We start from the raw sequence: 15,973 nt of genomic DNA, 5'->3' as shown, positions 1-15,973 counted from the left end.
TAATGAATCGATATTGCCGGTCTTATATCTCGATTCAATCTTCATAAGCATTAAGGATTTAAATAATGAAAATTACTGGAAGCTGTTACTGTGGTGAAATTAAATACCAAGCAAAGTCTCAAAATAACAACGCACTTGTTTGCCATTGTAGCGATTGCCAACGTATGTCGAGCGGCCCATTTAGAGCAGTTATAATTGCAGAGCCAAACTCGGTTGTGTTTACCCAAGGTGAGCCAAAAGAGTTTGTTAAAACAGCCCAAAGCGGTAACAAGCGTGCGCAGGGCTTTTGTGGCACATGTGGTACAACACTTTATGCTACAAATGCAGAAAAAGAAGGTCGTGTTTATGGGTTGCGTATTGGTGCGGTTGATCAGCGCGATGAGTTTAAACCGTCTGCACAAATTTGGTCACAATCAACGCTTACATGGTTAAATAATTTACACGAAGTTCCTGCTTTTGAAACCACACCACAAAAATAAGGTAAGCCAGATGATGAACTCACTGATGAAAACAGCCTTATTAGCAAGCGTACTACTTACTGGTTTTACGCAGGCAAAACCCAGTAATGTCGACTTTTTAAATACAGGCAAAGCTAATCCTAACTTACCATTTTCGCAAATAGTAAAAGCCGGTAATACGCTTTATATGTCGGGGCAAATAGGGATTAACCCTGCAACCGGTAAGTTAGCGGCTGGTGGTTTTGAAGGTGAAACTAAACAAACACTTGAAAATATTAAACGCACTTTAGAGCAACATAACTACAGTATGAGCAATATAGTTAAATGCACCGTTATGCTTACCGACATAAACGACTTTAAAGCATTCAATGCCATTTACACTCAGTATTTTAGTGCGCCGTATCCTGCACGTAGTGCTTTTGCTGTAAAGGCGTTAGCGCTTGATTCTTTAGTAGAAGTTGAGTGTATAGGCTCACTTTAAATTAAAAGTTAAGTTTTCTGAAATTTTATTTGCTAAAAGGCTGTCTATTTTAGTAGTTACACAACAGAGGAAATATTATGTGTAGTTCACCTAAAAGCAGCCGAGCAGTTAAAAAAACAGCCATTAGTTTTAATGATGAGCTAACTCAAGAGCAACGCCTACGTTTTGCCGCAAAAGCTAATTTAGCACAAGAGCGCCGTGAACAGCGCGAAGCAACTAATAAACGCTATGAGCAAAAACACACGAGTAACAAACCTTCGTCTGGCCTGTTTTCGTGGTTACAGCAACTCGTTAGCTGATTTAGCTAAAGTAGTGTTTTTACCACTGCCTAAACCACATAAAGCACACAGTACTCCGGCAATAGCGCACAGCCATAATGGCGCACTCCAACTTCCCGTAGTTGTGTGTAATGCACCAGCTAGCATAGGACCAATAGCCGCGAGTAAATAACCTACGCTTTGCGACATACCAGAAAGCGAGGCCGCTTGCTGCGAATCGTCAGTTCGCAAACTAATAAACGACAGCCCCAATATAAAACATGCTCCAGAGCAAAAGCCCAGCATTAAGGTCCAAACAAAAGCAAAGCTAGGCATGTAAAGTAACCCCAATGCACTGAGTGCACTGAGCATGGCTAAAATAAAGCTAAGCGCGCTTTGATCTTTTAATTTTGCCAATAGCGGAATTAATATTAAACCCGGTAATGCAGTCGCTATTTGAAAAGCCCCATGATAAGCACCTGCTTGGGTAGCTGAGTGACCAGTTTCGGTTAATATGCTTGGTAACCACGTAATAATTATATAATTTAAAAACGAGTTTAAGCCCAGCAGTAGGGTAATTTGCCATGCTAGTAAATAGCGCCATACACTTTTTGACGTGTCAGCGTGTTGAGCAATACTCGCGGGTTTTGTGTGCTTACTTAATTGCGAGATCCATACAATAATACTCGCCAGAGTAATAAGAGCTGATGAGCCCAGCGCAAGTTGCCATCCTAATCCGTTTAACTGACTAAGCGGAAATACCAAAGTGGAAAACCCACCCGATACCACGCCCATAGTAAGCACGTAGGCTGAGGTCATTAACGCAACCTTTGCAGGAAAGTCGCGCTTAATTAAACTTGGTAATAATACGTTTGCGATGGCAATACCTACGCCAATAATAGCGGTACCCACAAATAGCATTGCAGAGGTATTTATTACCCGCGCTGCAACCCCTGCAAGTATAAATAGCAAAGCTACAAATAAGGTGCGCTCTAAACCTTGTTTTTTAGCAAGAGTTGCCGCCATTGGCGATACAACGGCAAAGGCAATGAGTGGCAACGTTGTTAAAAAACCTGCTTGCGAAGCACTTAACCCAAAGTGATTAATAATTTGTTCAAGCACAGGTGCAATACCTGTAAATGTTGCACGTAAATTGGCGGCAATAAGCAATATGCCAAGTACTAGCAATATGCCAGTAAAGCGTGATTTAGGTGTGTTATTTAACAAAAGAGAAGGCCATTAAAGTTGAGTTGTTACTAATGCATAATGGGCGCTAGTATAAAGGCTTAGCAAAAACTATAATTTAGAGATAACGACATTAAATAACTAAAAACAGACAAAACTATGTTTGATGCAATTGGCTGGGACGACATTAAAAATTTTGAAACTATGGCGCAGCCCATAATAGCCAAAATAGAGCATGCCCATGCAAGTCACGAAATACCACTGCATACCCATCCTAAAGGGCAATTAATTTTAGCCCTGCATGGTTATGTAACCTGCGAAGTGTCGGCAAAAATGTGGATGGTGCCTACGCACAGTGCAATTTGGATCCCCGCACAAAAAGTGCATAGTAATAGGGCGTCTGATAACGCAAAGCTCTGTCATTTATTTATTGATAGTAGTAAAAGTGGTATGCCGCTAAATACGTGTACATTAGCTATTACGCCACTGGTTAAAGAGCTAATGTGCGAGTTGGCTGGGCATAATCAGCACTATGTTTTAAGTAGTAAAACAGCACGTTTAGCGCAGGTGTTGTTTGATCAACTTATTGAAATGCCCGTACAGCCACTGGATTTTGTATTATCTAAAAACGAGGTAATTCAAACTATGAGCGATCAGCTTATAAACAAGCCAAACAATCGAAAAACACTACCACAATGGGCTAAGCAGTTTGCATTAACTGAGCGCACATTAGCGCGGTTAATTAAAAAAGAAACCGGTATGACATTTGGAAAGTGGCGTACGCAATTACATATAATTACAGCCCTAAAAGCGCTTTCAGATAAGCAAAGTGTGCAGCAGGTGTCGGAGTTACTAGGGTATGAGTCGGTGAGTGCATTTATTACTATGTTTAAAAAGGTGATGAAAAAGTCGCCCATGAAATACATGAGCGACTTAAATCAGCTAAATTAGCTTAGCCCTTAAATAAGCATTACCACGTGTAAGTTGCCGAAAGCATCGCGTTACGAGGCCTACCAGGAAAGTACCTGTCGCCGGTAAAACTGGTGTAATCGGCCCGCTCCGCATAAGCCTCATTAGTTAAATTAATAATGCGGGCAAGCACTTCAAGGTTATTAGTAACTTGCCACTGTGCGCGTAGGCTTAAAACATCATGCCCTTGGTATTTATTTAAGTTTTCTGGGTCGGTGTAGTAGTTACCAACGCGATGCCATTGCAAAGCAAGTTGCGTATTGCTGAGTGCTTGCCATGTTAAATCAAGATTAGCAATATTACGCGGCGCGGTATCTATGTCGTTGCCGTTTATATTTAAACCGTTAAGTACTTGGTTGTTAGTATAAGTATGCTTTGCGTGAGTGCCAGCAAAGTTAAGCGCAAGCGACTTGGTGAGCTGGTAGTCAAGCTCAAGCTCAATACCACGATGGCGAGAGCTGCCATTATTTACCGTAAAAAAGTCACTATCGCGGTAAATCGTATTGTGTTTACTCATAGCGTAAAGTGACACACCATAACGTAGTTTTTCGTTAATCCCTTTAATACCCAGCTCTGCGTTATTCGCTATTTCGGCGCTTAAATTTGCAGTAGTTTGCTCGCGTTGTAATTGGTATAGCTCAGCCGCTTGTGGCGCTCTGTAACCGCGAGAAAAGTTTGCATAAAGCGTGTTATTTGTATTGTACTGATAACTAACCCCAAGCTTTGGCGATAGATTACTAAAACTATTTTTAGCACTCGCTGGGCGGCTGTATCGGCAGCCACCAAAGCCGCATTCTGTGCCATCGTCTTTTGTTCTACCTGCAAGCATATTATTGGTATAGTCATACTGCATATGCTCGTAGCGCACACCTGCGGTAAGTAACCATTTATTTAATTGCCAATCAAGCGATGCAAAAGGGGCATAAAGCGTGGCGTTTACATCGTAATCGTAATGTTTGCCTTGTGGCACTGTCGCGACTAAAAATGCAGAGCCTTGCGTTGGCTCGTTTTGACTTTGAGTAAAGTCGGCTTGCGTGTATTCGCCATCAAGCCCTAGGTTTACTTTTACATTACTTTGTAAATTATGCTGATAAAGCGATTGCACACCAAAGCCGGTTTGACTGTTTTTTTCAAGCGGTGTGCCGGGTAAAAAGTGCTTAAAAAAGTCCATGCTTTGGTCGCGAAAATATAACGTAGTAGAGAGCACATCATCGTTATTTAATTGCCATATTGCATTGCTCCATGCTCTAAATGCACGTGCTTTTCTAAATGCGTCTGGGTCAAAGTTTTTTTGCGAGAGGTCTTCGTTTTTATAGCTTTCAAAGCCTGTAATAAATCCAGCCGTTTGCTGATCAAGATTTGTGTAAGTAAGGCCTGAGGTAAGTAATAAATTATTATTTGAATAGCGATGGCGAATATTTACTTTTTGTTGTTCTACGCTTTCGTCGTCGCGGTAACCGCTATCGTCGGTAACACTTGCGTTAATGCCTATACCGCTGTTGCCGTAATCTTGTCCTGCACGTAATTTGTAGCGAGTATAGCCGTACGAGCCATAATCTAAACCAACTAAACCACCGCCTTGTGTGGTGTCGGGTGTTATTACATTAATAACACCATGCACAGCGTTTGAGCCATAAAGTGCAGAGCCAGGGCCTTTTAGCACCTCAATGCGCTGCGCCATTTCACTGTGCGCTTCAAATAGCTCGTTTATGTTACAAAACCCAGCTGCTCTCAGTGGTATGCCATCCTCCAAAGTCAATATGCCACCACAAGCGCCTGCGCCCGAAAGCACTTGTGAGCGAAGCGCGGGTAAATACTCTTGGCCATTTCCGCGTTGAATATTAGCACCCGCTACACGTTGCAGAGCTTCTTCAATATGGGTAGGGGCTATGCTATTTAGCTGCGCTTGATTTAGTGTGCTTATTGATAAAGGGAGTGGGGTAGATAGCGCTTCAATACGTGATGCAGTGGTTGTTATGGTTTCTATTGCATCATTATTTTGATTATCGGCAAACGCAGTGTGGCTAAAGGGTAATATCAGCGGCAAAAAATAAGGTTTCATACATTCCTTGAAAGTAATCTATATTGCATTACCTCTATAATATGCGGTTTTAATGTGCTTTTAAACTCGTTGCGTTAAAGTGTACGTAACCTATGTATTTTGTATATGAAAGATAATATAAAGCATGCGGCTGCCGGAAATAATAACGCGAGCACTAAAAAGTACTCAAATAAAATATAACCAACAATCCCACCTAGTAAAAAGCCGCTTATAATGAGTAAAAATATAACGCATTTACGCGTATCAAATTGCTCACCTTTTAGCGCTTTTCCGATCATTAAGCCAAGGTCGGTAAAAATACCGGTTAAATGTGTGGTACGTATAACTGCACCACTGTAATTAGTTGCTAGCGCATTTTGTAGCCCACACGCAGCAGACGTTAAAACAATACCGTAAACGAATGTATTTTTAAGTAAATAAGCACTCGCCAGTAATAACAGTCCTTCAATAAAAAGCAAAGTGTCGTAATGACGACCAAGTTTTAATGAGCCACCAGAGAGCAAAAAGCCCGACAGCGCAGAGCCCAACATAAAGCTGATAATTATTGAAAGTAGCAATAAGGCAGTGCTGGGGTTAGTTATTACTTTAATACCAAGTAAAGTAACAGAGCCAGATACATGCGAAATAGCCTGATGCTCAAATCCTAATAAGCCTACAGCGTTTATTACGCCCGCTATAAATGCGAGCGTAAACGCGCCATATTCAACCCATTTTGGTAGTTTTGTAAACATTGGTTATCTCTTAACGTGTGCAGTGTTAATTATTGAGTTTGTGCTTTAAAACGTTTTATTTGCTCATCAACTAATTTTGTATCAATTACGCCACGCTTAAAAGCAATGTAAGTAGGAAACGTAAACTCATTTAATTGCCGAGCATAAATGTTTTTATATTCTTTTGAGTACCACAAACCTGCTTGATAGTTAGTTATTGCGTATTCAACACGTTTTTTTTCTAGTAGCTCAAAAGTGTCTTTAGTTGAAAGTGAGCGAAGTAGATTATTCTCATCAAGGCTGTACTTTTTAGCAATAACCTCAGGCAAAACAACGCCGCGCAGCATCGCTATTGGGGTATTTGATAAATCGTCAGTGAGCAGTTTATCTTTGTTTAAAGTAAATAAACCATACTTAGTAGTATGCAAGGGCACACTTGTAAAATCTAAATACTTTGCACGTTCCTCTGTATTGGCCAAGGAGAAATAGCAGTCGTAGTAACCCAGCGCCATTTCTTTTTTAACGCGCGCCCATGGCAGATGAATTACGTCAATTTTAAGATTTAAATTACGCTCAATAAAGGTTAAATATTCAATATCTAAACCTGTGAACTTATCGCTTTTCTCATCAAATATAGTAAAAGGCGGGTAGTGGGTTGTTACGCAGCGCAGGGTTTTACTTGGCGCTGCAAGTAATAACGAAGGTAAAGTTAAAGCTAAAAACAGGAATATTGCGCGCATAAATATAAATTCGATATCTTTTAAAGTACATAACTTGAACGCCAATTATACAGTTACTGAGCTTAATTGCATTGATCTAAGTATTTTTACCTAGCGTATAAGTTAAATTTTGTGAGATATACCATGTTTAACGCAGAGCAGCAGTCACGCATTATCGAAATGGCGTGGGAAGATAGAACCCCCTACGAGGCCATAGAGCAGCTATACGGATTAAAGTATCCGCAGCTGGTGGTTTTTATGCGAGACAATGTTTCAAAAGGCAGTTTTAAAGTGTGGCGTAAGCGCCATGCAGGTCGTAAAACAAAACATTTAAAATTACGCGATCCCGCTATTATGCGAAGCCACTGTAAAACACAATATAAACAGCGTTAAATAAGTGTAAGTTGTTTCATATGATGTTCAGCCGTGTTTGTTAACCTTTAGCTATTAATTATGCTAGAGATTATTTATGAGAGTACTAACATACACAGCACTAATAGCATTGGCTTTATGCTCAATAAGCGCAGACGCAAAACCGCATAAAGATAAGCATGGTCATAAACACGGCCATAATAAGCATCATTCACATAAACACAACGACAATGACTACCTTTCTAAAAAAGAGGCAAAGCAGTTAATTCGCGCAGGTTGGACGCCACCAGGGCTAAGTAAAAGCTATCATCGAGGCGACTTTTTAGAACGCGATTTATACAAAAGAGGTAGAGTGATTGAACGCTCTAGAGATAATGGTACAGTGAGTATAGAAATAGACCGTACAGTTATCCATATGGTGCACGATACTCGAGAAATACTTTCAATTTTAAGTCGCTAAATTAACGTTATAAGGATATTAAAATGCTCATTGCGCTGGCTATAATTATTGGCTTTTTTTTACTGGTTACCTTATTACCTATGTCGTACAGCCAGCATTACTTAGTGCGTAGCTGCGACTTTGTTCGTTTGCAGGTATTTTATATTGCCAGTTTTGTAGCTGTTACTTCGTTGTTTTTATTATGGCAAAGTAGCGCAATAGGCTATGTATTTATAGCCTTAACCTCATTACTTATAATGATTTTACAAGGTAAATGGATTTACCCGTATACGTGGCTTGCTAAAAAAGAAGTGCAAAGCGCACCTAAGCACATCGACCATAGCATTCGAATTATGTCGGCAAATGTACTTATGTCGAACCATAAAAGTGAGCAGTTAATTAGTCTTGTTGATGAGCATCAACCCGACCTACTTATTACGCTTGAGAGCGATAGCTGGTGGGAAAATAAATTATCAGTCATTAAAAAAAATTACCCGTATTACATAGAATGCCCTAAAGACAATCGTTATGGCATGCACTTATACAGCAAGTTTAAAATACTCGATGCACAAATATGTGAGCTTATAGAAGAAGATATTCCCTCAATTCATATTTTGTTTGAAAACGATGAAGGCCTACAAATGCAAGGGCACTTTATTCACCCAGCACCACCAAGCCCGACAGAGGAAGACTCATCACGTCCGCGCGACTCAGAGCTAATAATGGTGGCTAAAGCACTTAAAAACCCTACACGACCTACCATAGTTGCCGGAGATTTAAACGACGTAGCGTGGTCGCGCAGCACCCGTTTGTTTATGCAAATAAGTGGCTTTTTAGACCCTCGAAAAGGCCGTGGTTTTTATAATACCTTTCATGCAGGCTACTTTTTTATGCGTTGGCCGCTCGATCATTTATTTCACAGCGAAGGCTTTAAAGTAAAGCGTATTAAGCGCTTAGCTAAGTATGGCTCAGATCACTTTGCGCTACTCACTGAGCTTTCTTACGAAAACGCTAATCAGCAGTCATTAGAAACTAAATCGGCGCAGCACAAGCAAGAAGAAATCCAAGAGCTCGCAATGAGTAAAGCCGATAAGCGAAAGGTGCCGAGGTTTGATTAGTAACGTTAGATATAGCGGTATTTATATAAAGCATTGAGTTATTAATAGCTGAAGCCTGACTTGTGTTGAATTGTTACTGTGTTATTTGGTTTATACTTTATTTTTAATATATATACTTGTTTTCTTAGAAGTAAAGAGTGGTAAAGCTCTCAAAATAAGCGCTGGCAATTAACTTACCTTGTTTGTACTTTTTAGTCATTGAGAATAGCGTTAATACGTTCAAAACGTTGGATGTTCGATTATATGTTTGAGTTTTTTCGGCTTACTTTATTGGTTTTAGGTGCTATTCCTTTACTTGTATACCCATTTGCAGTTATCGCTAGTCTTATGGGCTTAGGAAGTAAGCCTAGTATTAATATTCCATTGTTTAATAGAATCATGAATAAATTTTTTCTATGGGGCGTTTTAATATATCCCATGGTGTTTTTTGGATGCTATTGGCTTAGCGATAATTTTGTAGAATATGACCTTATATTGGCTTCTCTGCCCATGTTTTTTTTACTATTACTCTGGGGCAGTTTTCACTTTATGGATGCTCCAGCAAAATACGAAACGTAAAATGGGCACAAAGTTTATTGAAGTTGAAAAATATAAATCAGATAAACGAATTAACTCGATTATTATGCAATTTAGTTTATTCACTAAGCGTTCGATAGCTTTTCTAATACTAGGGCTTGAGAAAAAGCGCTTTGAGTACCTAGCTAAATATTATCTAATCATTCTCCATTCCTCATCAAACTTTCTCGTAAAATACCAAGAGCCAGCTATAAGTAACGCTAGTAAGCGAAAAATAGTAATTGATGTAACACATCATGTAGGTTGGTTAGGTTTAAATGCTAGACAGTTCTCCCGTGCACTTAGAGGGTTCCGAAATCTAATACATCCTTATGAGCAAATGGCTAGTAAAATGTACCCTGATGCAGATACATGTGATATTTCTTGGTTAGTTGTTCAGGTCGCAGTAAATGATTTAGCTAGAGCATTGAAAAACGACTAAACACTTAGGTGATATAAGTGTCTACGATTAAATATAAAATTAGACCACGATATTTATTCCCCATTAAAGGCTATGTTTGCAGTCTTTGACTCCTCAGATTAAAAGCGCGATGTAAAATCGCACCTACGAATATATCCAAAACTCGGTACTCTCTCTTAAAATTTGGTACTGTCTCTTACCAAAAACTAAGTATTGTTTCCTGAAAACTACTTTCTAAAAGTCATAAAAAAGCCTAAAAGTGGTTACCCACTTTTAGGCTTAGTAATTTTTATATTTTAAACACTTATTTCATTTATGCAGCTAAATTAGCTGGCGATCATAATGCTTTTAACATTAACAAATTCGCGCATACCAAAACCGCCGTGTTCTCGGCCGTAGCCACTGCCTTTAACACCACCAAATGGTAAGTTAGGTTGTGCTAAACCGTAGCCGTTAATGTTGATCATGCCGGTGTCGAAGTACTTTTTAGCAAGCTCAATGGCTTTTTTCTCGTCTTTTGAGAAAATACCACCGCCTAAACCGTAGCGAGAATCGTTGGCGATGCGCATAGCATCGTCGTTATCTTTGGCTTTAATAAGCGAAGCGACAGGGCCAAATAATTCGTCGTCGTAGGCCGGCATACCAGGTGATAGGTTATCTAGTAGAGTAGGTGGGTAGTAATAGCCCGTTTGCGATGGTATTTCGCCACCCGTTACTATGTTTGCACCTGCTTTAACTGATTCCATTACTTGGTCGTGAATACCGTCGCGTAAATCTTCACGGGCCATTGGACCTAAGTCTGTGTCATCTGCCATTGGGTCGCCCATTTTCATGGCTTCAAACTGCTCTTTAATTTGTGCTTTAAAGTCATCGTAAAGTGACTCAACAACAACATAACGTTTAGCTGAAACACACGTTTCGCCGTTATTGATCATGCGACCTGTTACACAGGTTTTAACTGCAAGCTCTAAATCTGCGTCATCGAGTACTAAGTAAGCGTCATTACTACCAAGCTCTAACACTGTCTTTTTAGCGTGTTTACCCGCTTCTTCAGCTACTTTTTTACCTGTGGCATCGCTACCCGTAAAGGTTACGCCGCTAATTGCTTTGTGCGCAATGAGTGAGCTGGCGGTTTTACCGTCGATGAGTAAGTTGCTGAAACAGTACTCTGGGAAACCAGCTTGTTTAAATAGCTCTTCAATTTTTTCAGCCATGCCAAATACGTTACCAGCATGTTTTAATACGGTTGTGTTACCCGCCATTATGTTGGCAGCACTGTAGCGAATTACCTGATAAAGCGGGAAGTTCCACGGTTGAATACCTAACAGTACACCTGTTGGTTGGTAGCTGATAATTGCACGGCCGCCGTCCATATCACGTTCTTCGTCAGCAAGTACTTGTGGGCCTTGTTCGGCTGTGTAACGACAAATTCCTGCACATAGTTCAACTTCTTGAAAGCCTTGCTCGTATACTTTACCCATTTCTTCGGTCATGAGTTTTGCGATAGATTCTTTTTGCTCTTCGAAAAGTGAGGCTAACTTATTAAGATATCTCGCACGTTCAGTGAACGACGTTAAGCGCCATTTTAAATATGTTTCGTGAGATTTTTCGATTACCTGTTCTGCTTCTTTTTGAGAAAGTAGCGTGTAGGTTTCAATGGTTTGCTCAGTTGCCGGATTAATCGTTTTAACTGTGTTACTCATTTCTATCTCCTTACAAATTATGTAATGGTGATAGTGCAAAACGAAAGCCAATATCAAAAAAACAGTATTAATTAATCTCAAGCTATTGAAATGTAGTATTTATTTTTAATTTTTTATTCTGCTAATAACTTTTTACTACTATGAATATATTACCCAAAGCAGTAAAAAGTTCTGATTGATGCAAAATTTACAAGATTGACTGCTCATGCTAATTCAACTTATAGAAGTTCTTTAGCAATGCGCTTTAGTAGGTAGGTTTCTCGTAAAATGGAGAGTCCTTGTTTTTCACTGTTAGCAAGTGTGCGCTCGTTATGAGCAATTGCATCGTTAATATCAACCCATTTAGCAGTCATGCCATTTTGCTGCTCGTAATGCTCTAACTGTGCTTTGCCAAACTCGTCGGCAATATTACATACAAAGCAATACGATTTGATATGAATAATATCAAAGTCTTCTTTATACCAAGGGCGATACTCTTCATAGAGTCCAAAGGCTTTAACTACACTTATTTGTTGTGCACCGGTTTCTTCGCTTAGTTCGCGAATTAAGCCTTGTTCAATACTTTCGCCTTCATCTACTCCGCCACCAGGTAAGCTGTAATCTTCATAGCGGTTTGTATACATTAAAAGTATTTTATTATTTTTAATAACAATGGCGCGAGCTGTTAAGCGCGTAAACTGACTACCGTGGTCAATATTAATACCTGAATGAATTAAGGTTTTTAATTGCTGCATTTCGTCTCCTCTTTTAGGTTTTTGATAATAACAGTTGCTACCATTCTATAAATAGAAACGATTTTAATTATTTTTATATTTTATGATCGATTTTTTTAAGCATACGTAAATATAAGGTTGTTAAAATAAATAGCATTGGATTAATTAGCTATTTAAGTAATTAGATTCTAGGCGTGCCTTTAAATTAATATTTAGGATGCGTAGAATAAGAAAAAAAGCATAGGGATTTATCATGTTAGACATACTTTTAGTAGACGATGACGTTGAATTTAGTGACGTTGTTTGCCACATAGTCGAATTCCTCGGCCACAACATAAGCACCGCCACCAGTTTAAAAGAAGCACATCAATGGTTTGAAAATAATACCTTTGACCATGTGCTACTTGATTTTATGTTACCTGATGGTAGCGGTTTGCACTTACTTGATCATTTAAAAACGATTGGGCAATCTCCAAAAATTACACTTATATCGGGTCATCCTTCAGTTAAAGGCATTTTAGCTGAAATGTGTGAGCCAAATGTAGGGCATTTATTAAAACCATTACAACGCGAAGATTTAGAACTCGTTTTAAATGGCCCTAAAAAAACAGTTAAAAAAGCCAAGTCGAGCGGTATTACACGTCACTTTGGTGGGTTAATTGGTGAGTCTGAGCCAATGCAAAAACTATACAACATGATTGAACGCGTAGCTAAAACAAACGCTAACGTGATGCTTATGGGTGAAAGTGGTGCAGGTAAAGAAGTAGTGGCTCAAGCTATTCATAACGCAAGCCAGTGCGAAGGCCCATTAGTTGCTAGCAACTGTGGCGCACTTTCAAAAGAGTTAATTGGTAGTGAGTTATTTGGCCACGAAAAAGGCGCATTTACAGGCGCAATAGCACGTAAAGAAGGTGTGTTTGAGCAATCAAATAACGGTACTTTGTTTTTAGATGAAGTAACCGAAATGCCAATTGATATGCAGCCAAATTTACTGCGAGTACTTGAAACTAAAAAAGTAACACGCGTAGGTGGTAACAGAGAAATACCAACCAATTGTCGTGTTATTTCAGCCACTAACCGCTCGCTTACCGATTTAGCGCAAAATAATATTATTCGTGAAGATATTTACTTTAGGTTGGCTGTTTTTCCTATTGATATACCGCCACTTCGCGATAGAAAAGAAGATATTCCTTTATTAGCTAAAGCATTTTTAGATCAACTTAATGATGAAAACGGTACCCCATTTAGTTGGACGCCAACGCAGCTCAAAGAACTGCAAAGCTATGAATGGCCCGGTAATGTGCGAGAGCTTCGCCACGCTATACACCGTGCATTTATTATGAGCGATCCGCAAACCAGCGACATTACTCTACCTGATAATTTAGAGTCGCCTTTTTCGCGCGTTAATAACCAAGCGGCCGAAAAGCCAGTATCAGCAGGACAAACCATTGAAGAAGTTGAAAAAGAACTTATTCATGCAACGCTTGATAAGGTGCAAGGTAATAAAACGCTTGCTGCACAAATGCTGGGTATTAGCACCAAAACACTTTATAACCGCCTTAATGCATATGGCGGTATTGGCGAATATAAATAGATTTGAGGAAGGGCATGACATCCGATAACCAAACAGAGCAACTAAACAAATTAGTACACGATGCAAGAGCGCCGCTTAATCGTATATCGATGAATGCAGAGCTTATTAAGTTGGTACTTGAAAACGATATGCCAAAAGAAAAAGCGCTAGATGCACTTGATAAAATTATTAACAATTGCCAACAGTGTAGTGAAAGTTTACAAAAAATAACTGACTCTCAATAAATAGTAAGTGTTGTACAAACTCTAATTCGGGAAGCTAAATGAGCAAGCAAAAACAGCAAGGTAAAGCGAATGTTACTTGGGCAGCTTTAATAGTTGTTGTGTTAAGTATTATTGTAGGTAACGCAGTTTTAGCATTGAATACGATTCAAGGTTTAACGCAAACCCAAAAGAGTTTAGACAATACTAATATGCTGACAACGGGAATTGAGCAACTGCATTTATCAGTAGTTCAGGCTGAGTCGGGTCAGCGCGGTTATTTATTAACAGAAGAGACTGATTATTTAACGCCTTATTACGATGCTATTGGACAAATTGAAGCTCAAACAGATCATGTTAAGTCACTACACTCTGAGATTGACGGCCAAGCTGAGCGTATTGCTCAGTTGTTAGTACTAGTTGATAGCAAAATTAAAGAGCTAAAACAAACGGTTAATCTTGCTTTAGATGACAAAGAGCGACGTGCAATTTATGTGTTAAATACACATAAAGGTCGGGAGCTTTATAAGCAAATTAGAGAGTATGTTAATGAAATTCAAGACCGTGAATTACTCTTTAAAGTGAGCCATTTTTCAAAGTTAGCGCAAATTAAGAATGAAGCTAAAATCACGTTTGCTATTACAGCAATCACAAGCTTATTACTTATTATTGGTATGTTTGTAATGACACGTCTTAATTTGAGAAATGCAGCTAAGTATCGTTTTGAGCTTGAGAAACAAAACGAGACTTTAGCAACTAAAGTGTCTGAGCGTACGCAAGAATTAACGTTGTATTCTGACGAACTGAGCCGAAGTAACCGAGAGCTTGAAGAATTTGCTTTTGTAGCAAGTCATGACTTACAAGAACCGCTTAGAAAAATTCAAGCCTTTAGTGACCGCCTAGAAACAATGTTTAAAGATGAGCTGGGTGAAAAAGGGATTGATTACATTGGCCGCATGAAAAATGCAGCGCAACGCATGTCTAACTTAATTAATGACCTATTAGAGTTCTCGCGTATTACAACACGCGGTAAAGACTTCGATGATACAAATTTAAACGAAGTAGTAACCGATATATTAAGTGATTTAGAAATTGCGATAAAAGAGTCAGATGCACAAATTGATGTAGAAGACTTACCGGTTATTCAGGCTGATAAAAGCCAAATGCAGCAGCTGTTTTTAAACTTGTTGTCGAACGCTGTTAAATTTAGGCGCCCAGGTGTAAGTCCACATATAAAAATCAGCTACCAAGATAAAGATATTTTTAGTGAGGATCATAATACCAATTTGAGCTTTCAAGTTATTACTATAGAAGATAACGGTATTGGTTTTTCACAGGACTATGCCGATAAAATATTTGTACCGTTTCAACGTTTGCACGGTCGCTCACAATATAAAGGCACAGGTATTGGTCTTTCTGTATGTAGGCGTATTGTGGAGCGCCACGGCGGAACAATTACAGCAATAAGTAAAGACGGTGAAGGTGCAACCTTCATTATAAAACTACCTGTGGAAGCTGCGCTTTTCACATTGCAAGGAGAGGCTTAAATGCCCTATTCAAAAGTAAAACCTATTACTATTTTAATGGCAGACGATGATGAAGATGATCGTTTGTTAACACAAGATGCCCTTGCCGAAAGCCGTGTACTTAACGAGCTTCATTTTGTTGAAGATGGCGTTGAGTTACTTGAATATTTAGAACGTAAAGGTAAGTTTGAAGACAAAACAGTGTCGCCACGACCAGGATTGATATTACTTGATTTAAACATGCCAAGAATGGATGGTCGTGAAGCGCTTGAAGCTATAAAAGGGAACCCTAACTTAAAGGGAATTCCGGTTGTTATTTTAACTACGTCTAAGCAAGAAGAAGACATGGTTAAAGGGTATAACTTAGGTGCTGCATCTTATATTACAAAGCCTGTGACGTTTGATGGTTTAGTTGATTTGATGAAAACGCTAGGAAAATACTGGGTAGAGTTTGTAGAGCTACCGACAACATTTAACGATTAATGGAGATT

19 protein-coding genes are annotated in these 15,973 nt (G+C 39.2%); 13 read left to right on the top strand and 6 right to left on the bottom strand.

Going from position 1 to position 15,973, the window contains the following annotated elements:
* Positions 1-65: 65 nt before the first annotated feature.
* From GQR38_RS04585 to GQR38_RS04575, 3 genes are all read left to right on the top strand, one after another.
* Positions 66-479: a GFA family protein gene (locus tag GQR38_RS04585; protein WP_165721100.1), complete on the top strand. Its 414-nt coding sequence runs from the start codon at positions 66-68 to the stop codon at positions 477-479.
* A 10-nt stretch (positions 480-489) separates the two neighbouring features.
* Entirely contained in the window at positions 490-939 is a 450-nt protein-coding gene (locus GQR38_RS04580) for a Rid family detoxifying hydrolase (protein WP_231609135.1), read from the top strand.
* Positions 940-1,016: 77 nt separating this feature from the next.
* Positions 1,017-1,238, top strand: a complete 222-nt coding sequence (locus GQR38_RS04575; protein ID WP_076923652.1) for a hypothetical protein — start codon at positions 1,017-1,019, stop codon at positions 1,236-1,238.
* Here GQR38_RS04575 and GQR38_RS04570 read toward each other — a convergent pair.
* Positions 1,218-2,423: an MFS transporter gene (locus GQR38_RS04570; RefSeq protein WP_165721099.1), complete on the bottom strand. Its 1,206-nt coding sequence runs from the start codon at positions 2,421-2,423 to the stop codon at positions 1,218-1,220. The genes GQR38_RS04575 and GQR38_RS04570 overlap by 21 nt on opposite strands.
* A gap of 117 nt (positions 2,424-2,540) precedes the next feature.
* On the opposite strand from GQR38_RS04570, the gene GQR38_RS04565 reads away from it, so the two are divergent.
* A complete protein-coding gene (locus GQR38_RS04565; protein WP_165721098.1) occupies positions 2,541-3,332 on the top strand; it encodes a helix-turn-helix transcriptional regulator in 792 nt (263 codons plus the stop codon).
* A gap of 19 nt (positions 3,333-3,351) precedes the next feature.
* Here GQR38_RS04565 and GQR38_RS04560 read toward each other — a convergent pair whose 3' ends face one another.
* The 3 genes from GQR38_RS04560 to GQR38_RS04550 all read right to left on the bottom strand — a co-directional run bounded on the left by GQR38_RS04560 (position 3,352) and on the right by GQR38_RS04550 (position 6,862).
* Entirely contained in the window at positions 3,352-5,412 is a 2,061-nt protein-coding gene (locus GQR38_RS04560) for a TonB-dependent receptor (RefSeq protein WP_165721097.1), read from the bottom strand.
* Positions 5,413-5,486: 74 nt separating this feature from the next.
* Positions 5,487-6,143, bottom strand: a complete 657-nt coding sequence (locus GQR38_RS04555; protein WP_121953943.1) for a YoaK family protein — start codon at positions 6,141-6,143, stop codon at positions 5,487-5,489.
* Between the two features lie 29 nt (positions 6,144-6,172).
* Positions 6,173-6,862: a transporter substrate-binding domain-containing protein gene (locus tag GQR38_RS04550; RefSeq protein ID WP_165721096.1), complete on the bottom strand. Its 690-nt coding sequence runs from the start codon at positions 6,860-6,862 to the stop codon at positions 6,173-6,175.
* 123 nt (positions 6,863-6,985) lie between these two features.
* Here GQR38_RS04550 and GQR38_RS04545 point away from each other — a divergent pair, with 123 nt between their 5' ends.
* From GQR38_RS04545 to GQR38_RS04525, 5 genes are all read left to right on the top strand, one after another.
* Positions 6,986-7,234, top strand: a complete 249-nt coding sequence (locus tag GQR38_RS04545) for a TIGR03643 family protein (protein ID WP_007581511.1) — start codon at positions 6,986-6,988, stop codon at positions 7,232-7,234.
* A gap of 76 nt (positions 7,235-7,310) precedes the next feature.
* Positions 7,311-7,673, top strand: coding sequence for a hypothetical protein (locus GQR38_RS04540; RefSeq protein WP_165721095.1), 363 nt, complete (start codon positions 7,311-7,313; stop codon positions 7,671-7,673).
* Between the two features lie 23 nt (positions 7,674-7,696).
* Positions 7,697-8,770 (top strand): endonuclease/exonuclease/phosphatase family protein, encoded by a 1,074-nt coding sequence (locus GQR38_RS04535; protein ID WP_024593313.1) that lies wholly within the window; start codon positions 7,697-7,699, stop codon positions 8,768-8,770.
* A 243-nt stretch (positions 8,771-9,013) separates the two neighbouring features.
* Entirely contained in the window at positions 9,014-9,328 is a 315-nt protein-coding gene (locus GQR38_RS04530; RefSeq protein ID WP_029751226.1) for a hypothetical protein, read from the top strand.
* A 1-nt stretch (position 9,329) separates the two neighbouring features.
* The gene (locus GQR38_RS04525) at positions 9,330-9,767 is read left to right on the top strand and encodes a hypothetical protein (RefSeq protein ID WP_165721094.1); all 438 of its coding nucleotides are present in this window, start codon (positions 9,330-9,332) and stop codon (positions 9,765-9,767) included.
* A gap of 305 nt (positions 9,768-10,072) precedes the next feature.
* On the opposite strand, the gene GQR38_RS04520 is transcribed toward GQR38_RS04525, so the two are convergent.
* Together GQR38_RS04520 and GQR38_RS04515 are read right to left on the bottom strand one after the other, a co-directional pair.
* A complete protein-coding gene (locus GQR38_RS04520; protein WP_024590269.1) occupies positions 10,073-11,449 on the bottom strand; it encodes an NAD-dependent succinate-semialdehyde dehydrogenase in 1,377 nt (458 codons plus the stop codon).
* Positions 11,450-11,667: 218 nt separating this feature from the next.
* Complete coding sequence (locus GQR38_RS04515) at positions 11,668-12,183, bottom strand: NUDIX hydrolase (RefSeq protein ID WP_165721093.1); 516 nt, start codon at positions 12,181-12,183, stop codon at positions 11,668-11,670.
* 232 nt (positions 12,184-12,415) lie between these two features.
* Between GQR38_RS04515 and GQR38_RS04510 the strand changes: the two genes are divergently transcribed.
* From GQR38_RS04510 to GQR38_RS04495, 4 genes are read left to right on the top strand one after another with little or no spacing between them, the layout of a single operon-like run.
* Positions 12,416-13,756: a sigma-54 dependent transcriptional regulator gene (locus GQR38_RS04510; protein WP_165721092.1), complete on the top strand. Its 1,341-nt coding sequence runs from the start codon at positions 12,416-12,418 to the stop codon at positions 13,754-13,756.
* 14 nt (positions 13,757-13,770) lie between these two features.
* The gene (locus GQR38_RS04505; RefSeq protein ID WP_007581523.1) at positions 13,771-13,980 is read left to right on the top strand and encodes a histidine kinase dimerization/phospho-acceptor domain-containing protein; all 210 of its coding nucleotides are present in this window, start codon (positions 13,771-13,773) and stop codon (positions 13,978-13,980) included.
* A gap of 38 nt (positions 13,981-14,018) precedes the next feature.
* A complete protein-coding gene (locus tag GQR38_RS04500) occupies positions 14,019-15,503 on the top strand; it encodes a sensor histidine kinase (RefSeq protein ID WP_165721091.1) in 1,485 nt (494 codons plus the stop codon).
* The gene (locus GQR38_RS04495) at positions 15,504-15,965 is read left to right on the top strand and encodes a response regulator (protein ID WP_002958089.1); all 462 of its coding nucleotides are present in this window, start codon (positions 15,504-15,506) and stop codon (positions 15,963-15,965) included.
* Positions 15,966-15,973 lie beyond the last annotated feature (8 nt).

This window comes from Pseudoalteromonas sp. c7(2019) (genome assembly GCF_011378625.1).
GTDB classification, from domain to species: domain Bacteria; phylum Pseudomonadota; class Gammaproteobacteria; order Enterobacterales; family Alteromonadaceae; genus Pseudoalteromonas; species Pseudoalteromonas arctica.
This window is presented reverse-complemented; position numbering and strand designations above follow the sequence as displayed.

Bases quoted from the DNA above. Each gene is read 5' to 3' on its own strand.
- GQR38_RS04585 (WP_165721100.1), top strand. From the start codon at position 66: ATGAAAATTACTGGAAGCTGTTACTGTGGTGAAATTAAATACCAAGCA.
- GQR38_RS04580 (WP_231609135.1), top strand. From the start codon at position 490: ATGATGAACTCACTGATGAAAACAGCCTTATTAGCAAGCGTACTACTT.
- GQR38_RS04575 (WP_076923652.1), top strand. From the start codon at position 1,017: ATGTGTAGTTCACCTAAAAGCAGCCGAGCAGTTAAAAAAACAGCCATT.
- GQR38_RS04565 (WP_165721098.1), top strand. From the start codon at position 2,541: ATGTTTGATGCAATTGGCTGGGACGACATTAAAAATTTTGAAACTATG.
- GQR38_RS04560 (WP_165721097.1), bottom strand. From the start codon at position 5,412: ATGAAACCTTATTTTTTGCCGCTGATATTACCCTTTAGCCACACTGCG.
- GQR38_RS04555 (WP_121953943.1), bottom strand. From the start codon at position 6,143: ATGTTTACAAAACTACCAAAATGGGTTGAATATGGCGCGTTTACGCTC.
- GQR38_RS04550 (WP_165721096.1), bottom strand. From the start codon at position 6,862: ATGCGCGCAATATTCCTGTTTTTAGCTTTAACTTTACCTTCGTTATTA.
- GQR38_RS04545 (WP_007581511.1), top strand. From the start codon at position 6,986: ATGTTTAACGCAGAGCAGCAGTCACGCATTATCGAAATGGCGTGGGAA.
- GQR38_RS04540 (WP_165721095.1), top strand. From the start codon at position 7,311: ATGAGAGTACTAACATACACAGCACTAATAGCATTGGCTTTATGCTCA.
- GQR38_RS04535 (WP_024593313.1), top strand. From the start codon at position 7,697: ATGCTCATTGCGCTGGCTATAATTATTGGCTTTTTTTTACTGGTTACC.
- GQR38_RS04530 (WP_029751226.1), top strand. From the start codon at position 9,014: ATGTTTGAGTTTTTTCGGCTTACTTTATTGGTTTTAGGTGCTATTCCT.
- GQR38_RS04525 (WP_165721094.1), top strand. From the start codon at position 9,330: ATGGGCACAAAGTTTATTGAAGTTGAAAAATATAAATCAGATAAACGA.
- GQR38_RS04520 (WP_024590269.1), bottom strand. From the start codon at position 11,449: ATGAGTAACACAGTTAAAACGATTAATCCGGCAACTGAGCAAACCATT.
- GQR38_RS04515 (WP_165721093.1), bottom strand. From the start codon at position 12,183: ATGCAGCAATTAAAAACCTTAATTCATTCAGGTATTAATATTGACCAC.
- GQR38_RS04510 (WP_165721092.1), top strand. From the start codon at position 12,416: ATGTTAGACATACTTTTAGTAGACGATGACGTTGAATTTAGTGACGTT.
- GQR38_RS04505 (WP_007581523.1), top strand. From the start codon at position 13,771: ATGACATCCGATAACCAAACAGAGCAACTAAACAAATTAGTACACGAT.
- GQR38_RS04500 (WP_165721091.1), top strand. From the start codon at position 14,019: ATGAGCAAGCAAAAACAGCAAGGTAAAGCGAATGTTACTTGGGCAGCT.
- GQR38_RS04495 (WP_002958089.1), top strand. From the start codon at position 15,504: ATGCCCTATTCAAAAGTAAAACCTATTACTATTTTAATGGCAGACGAT.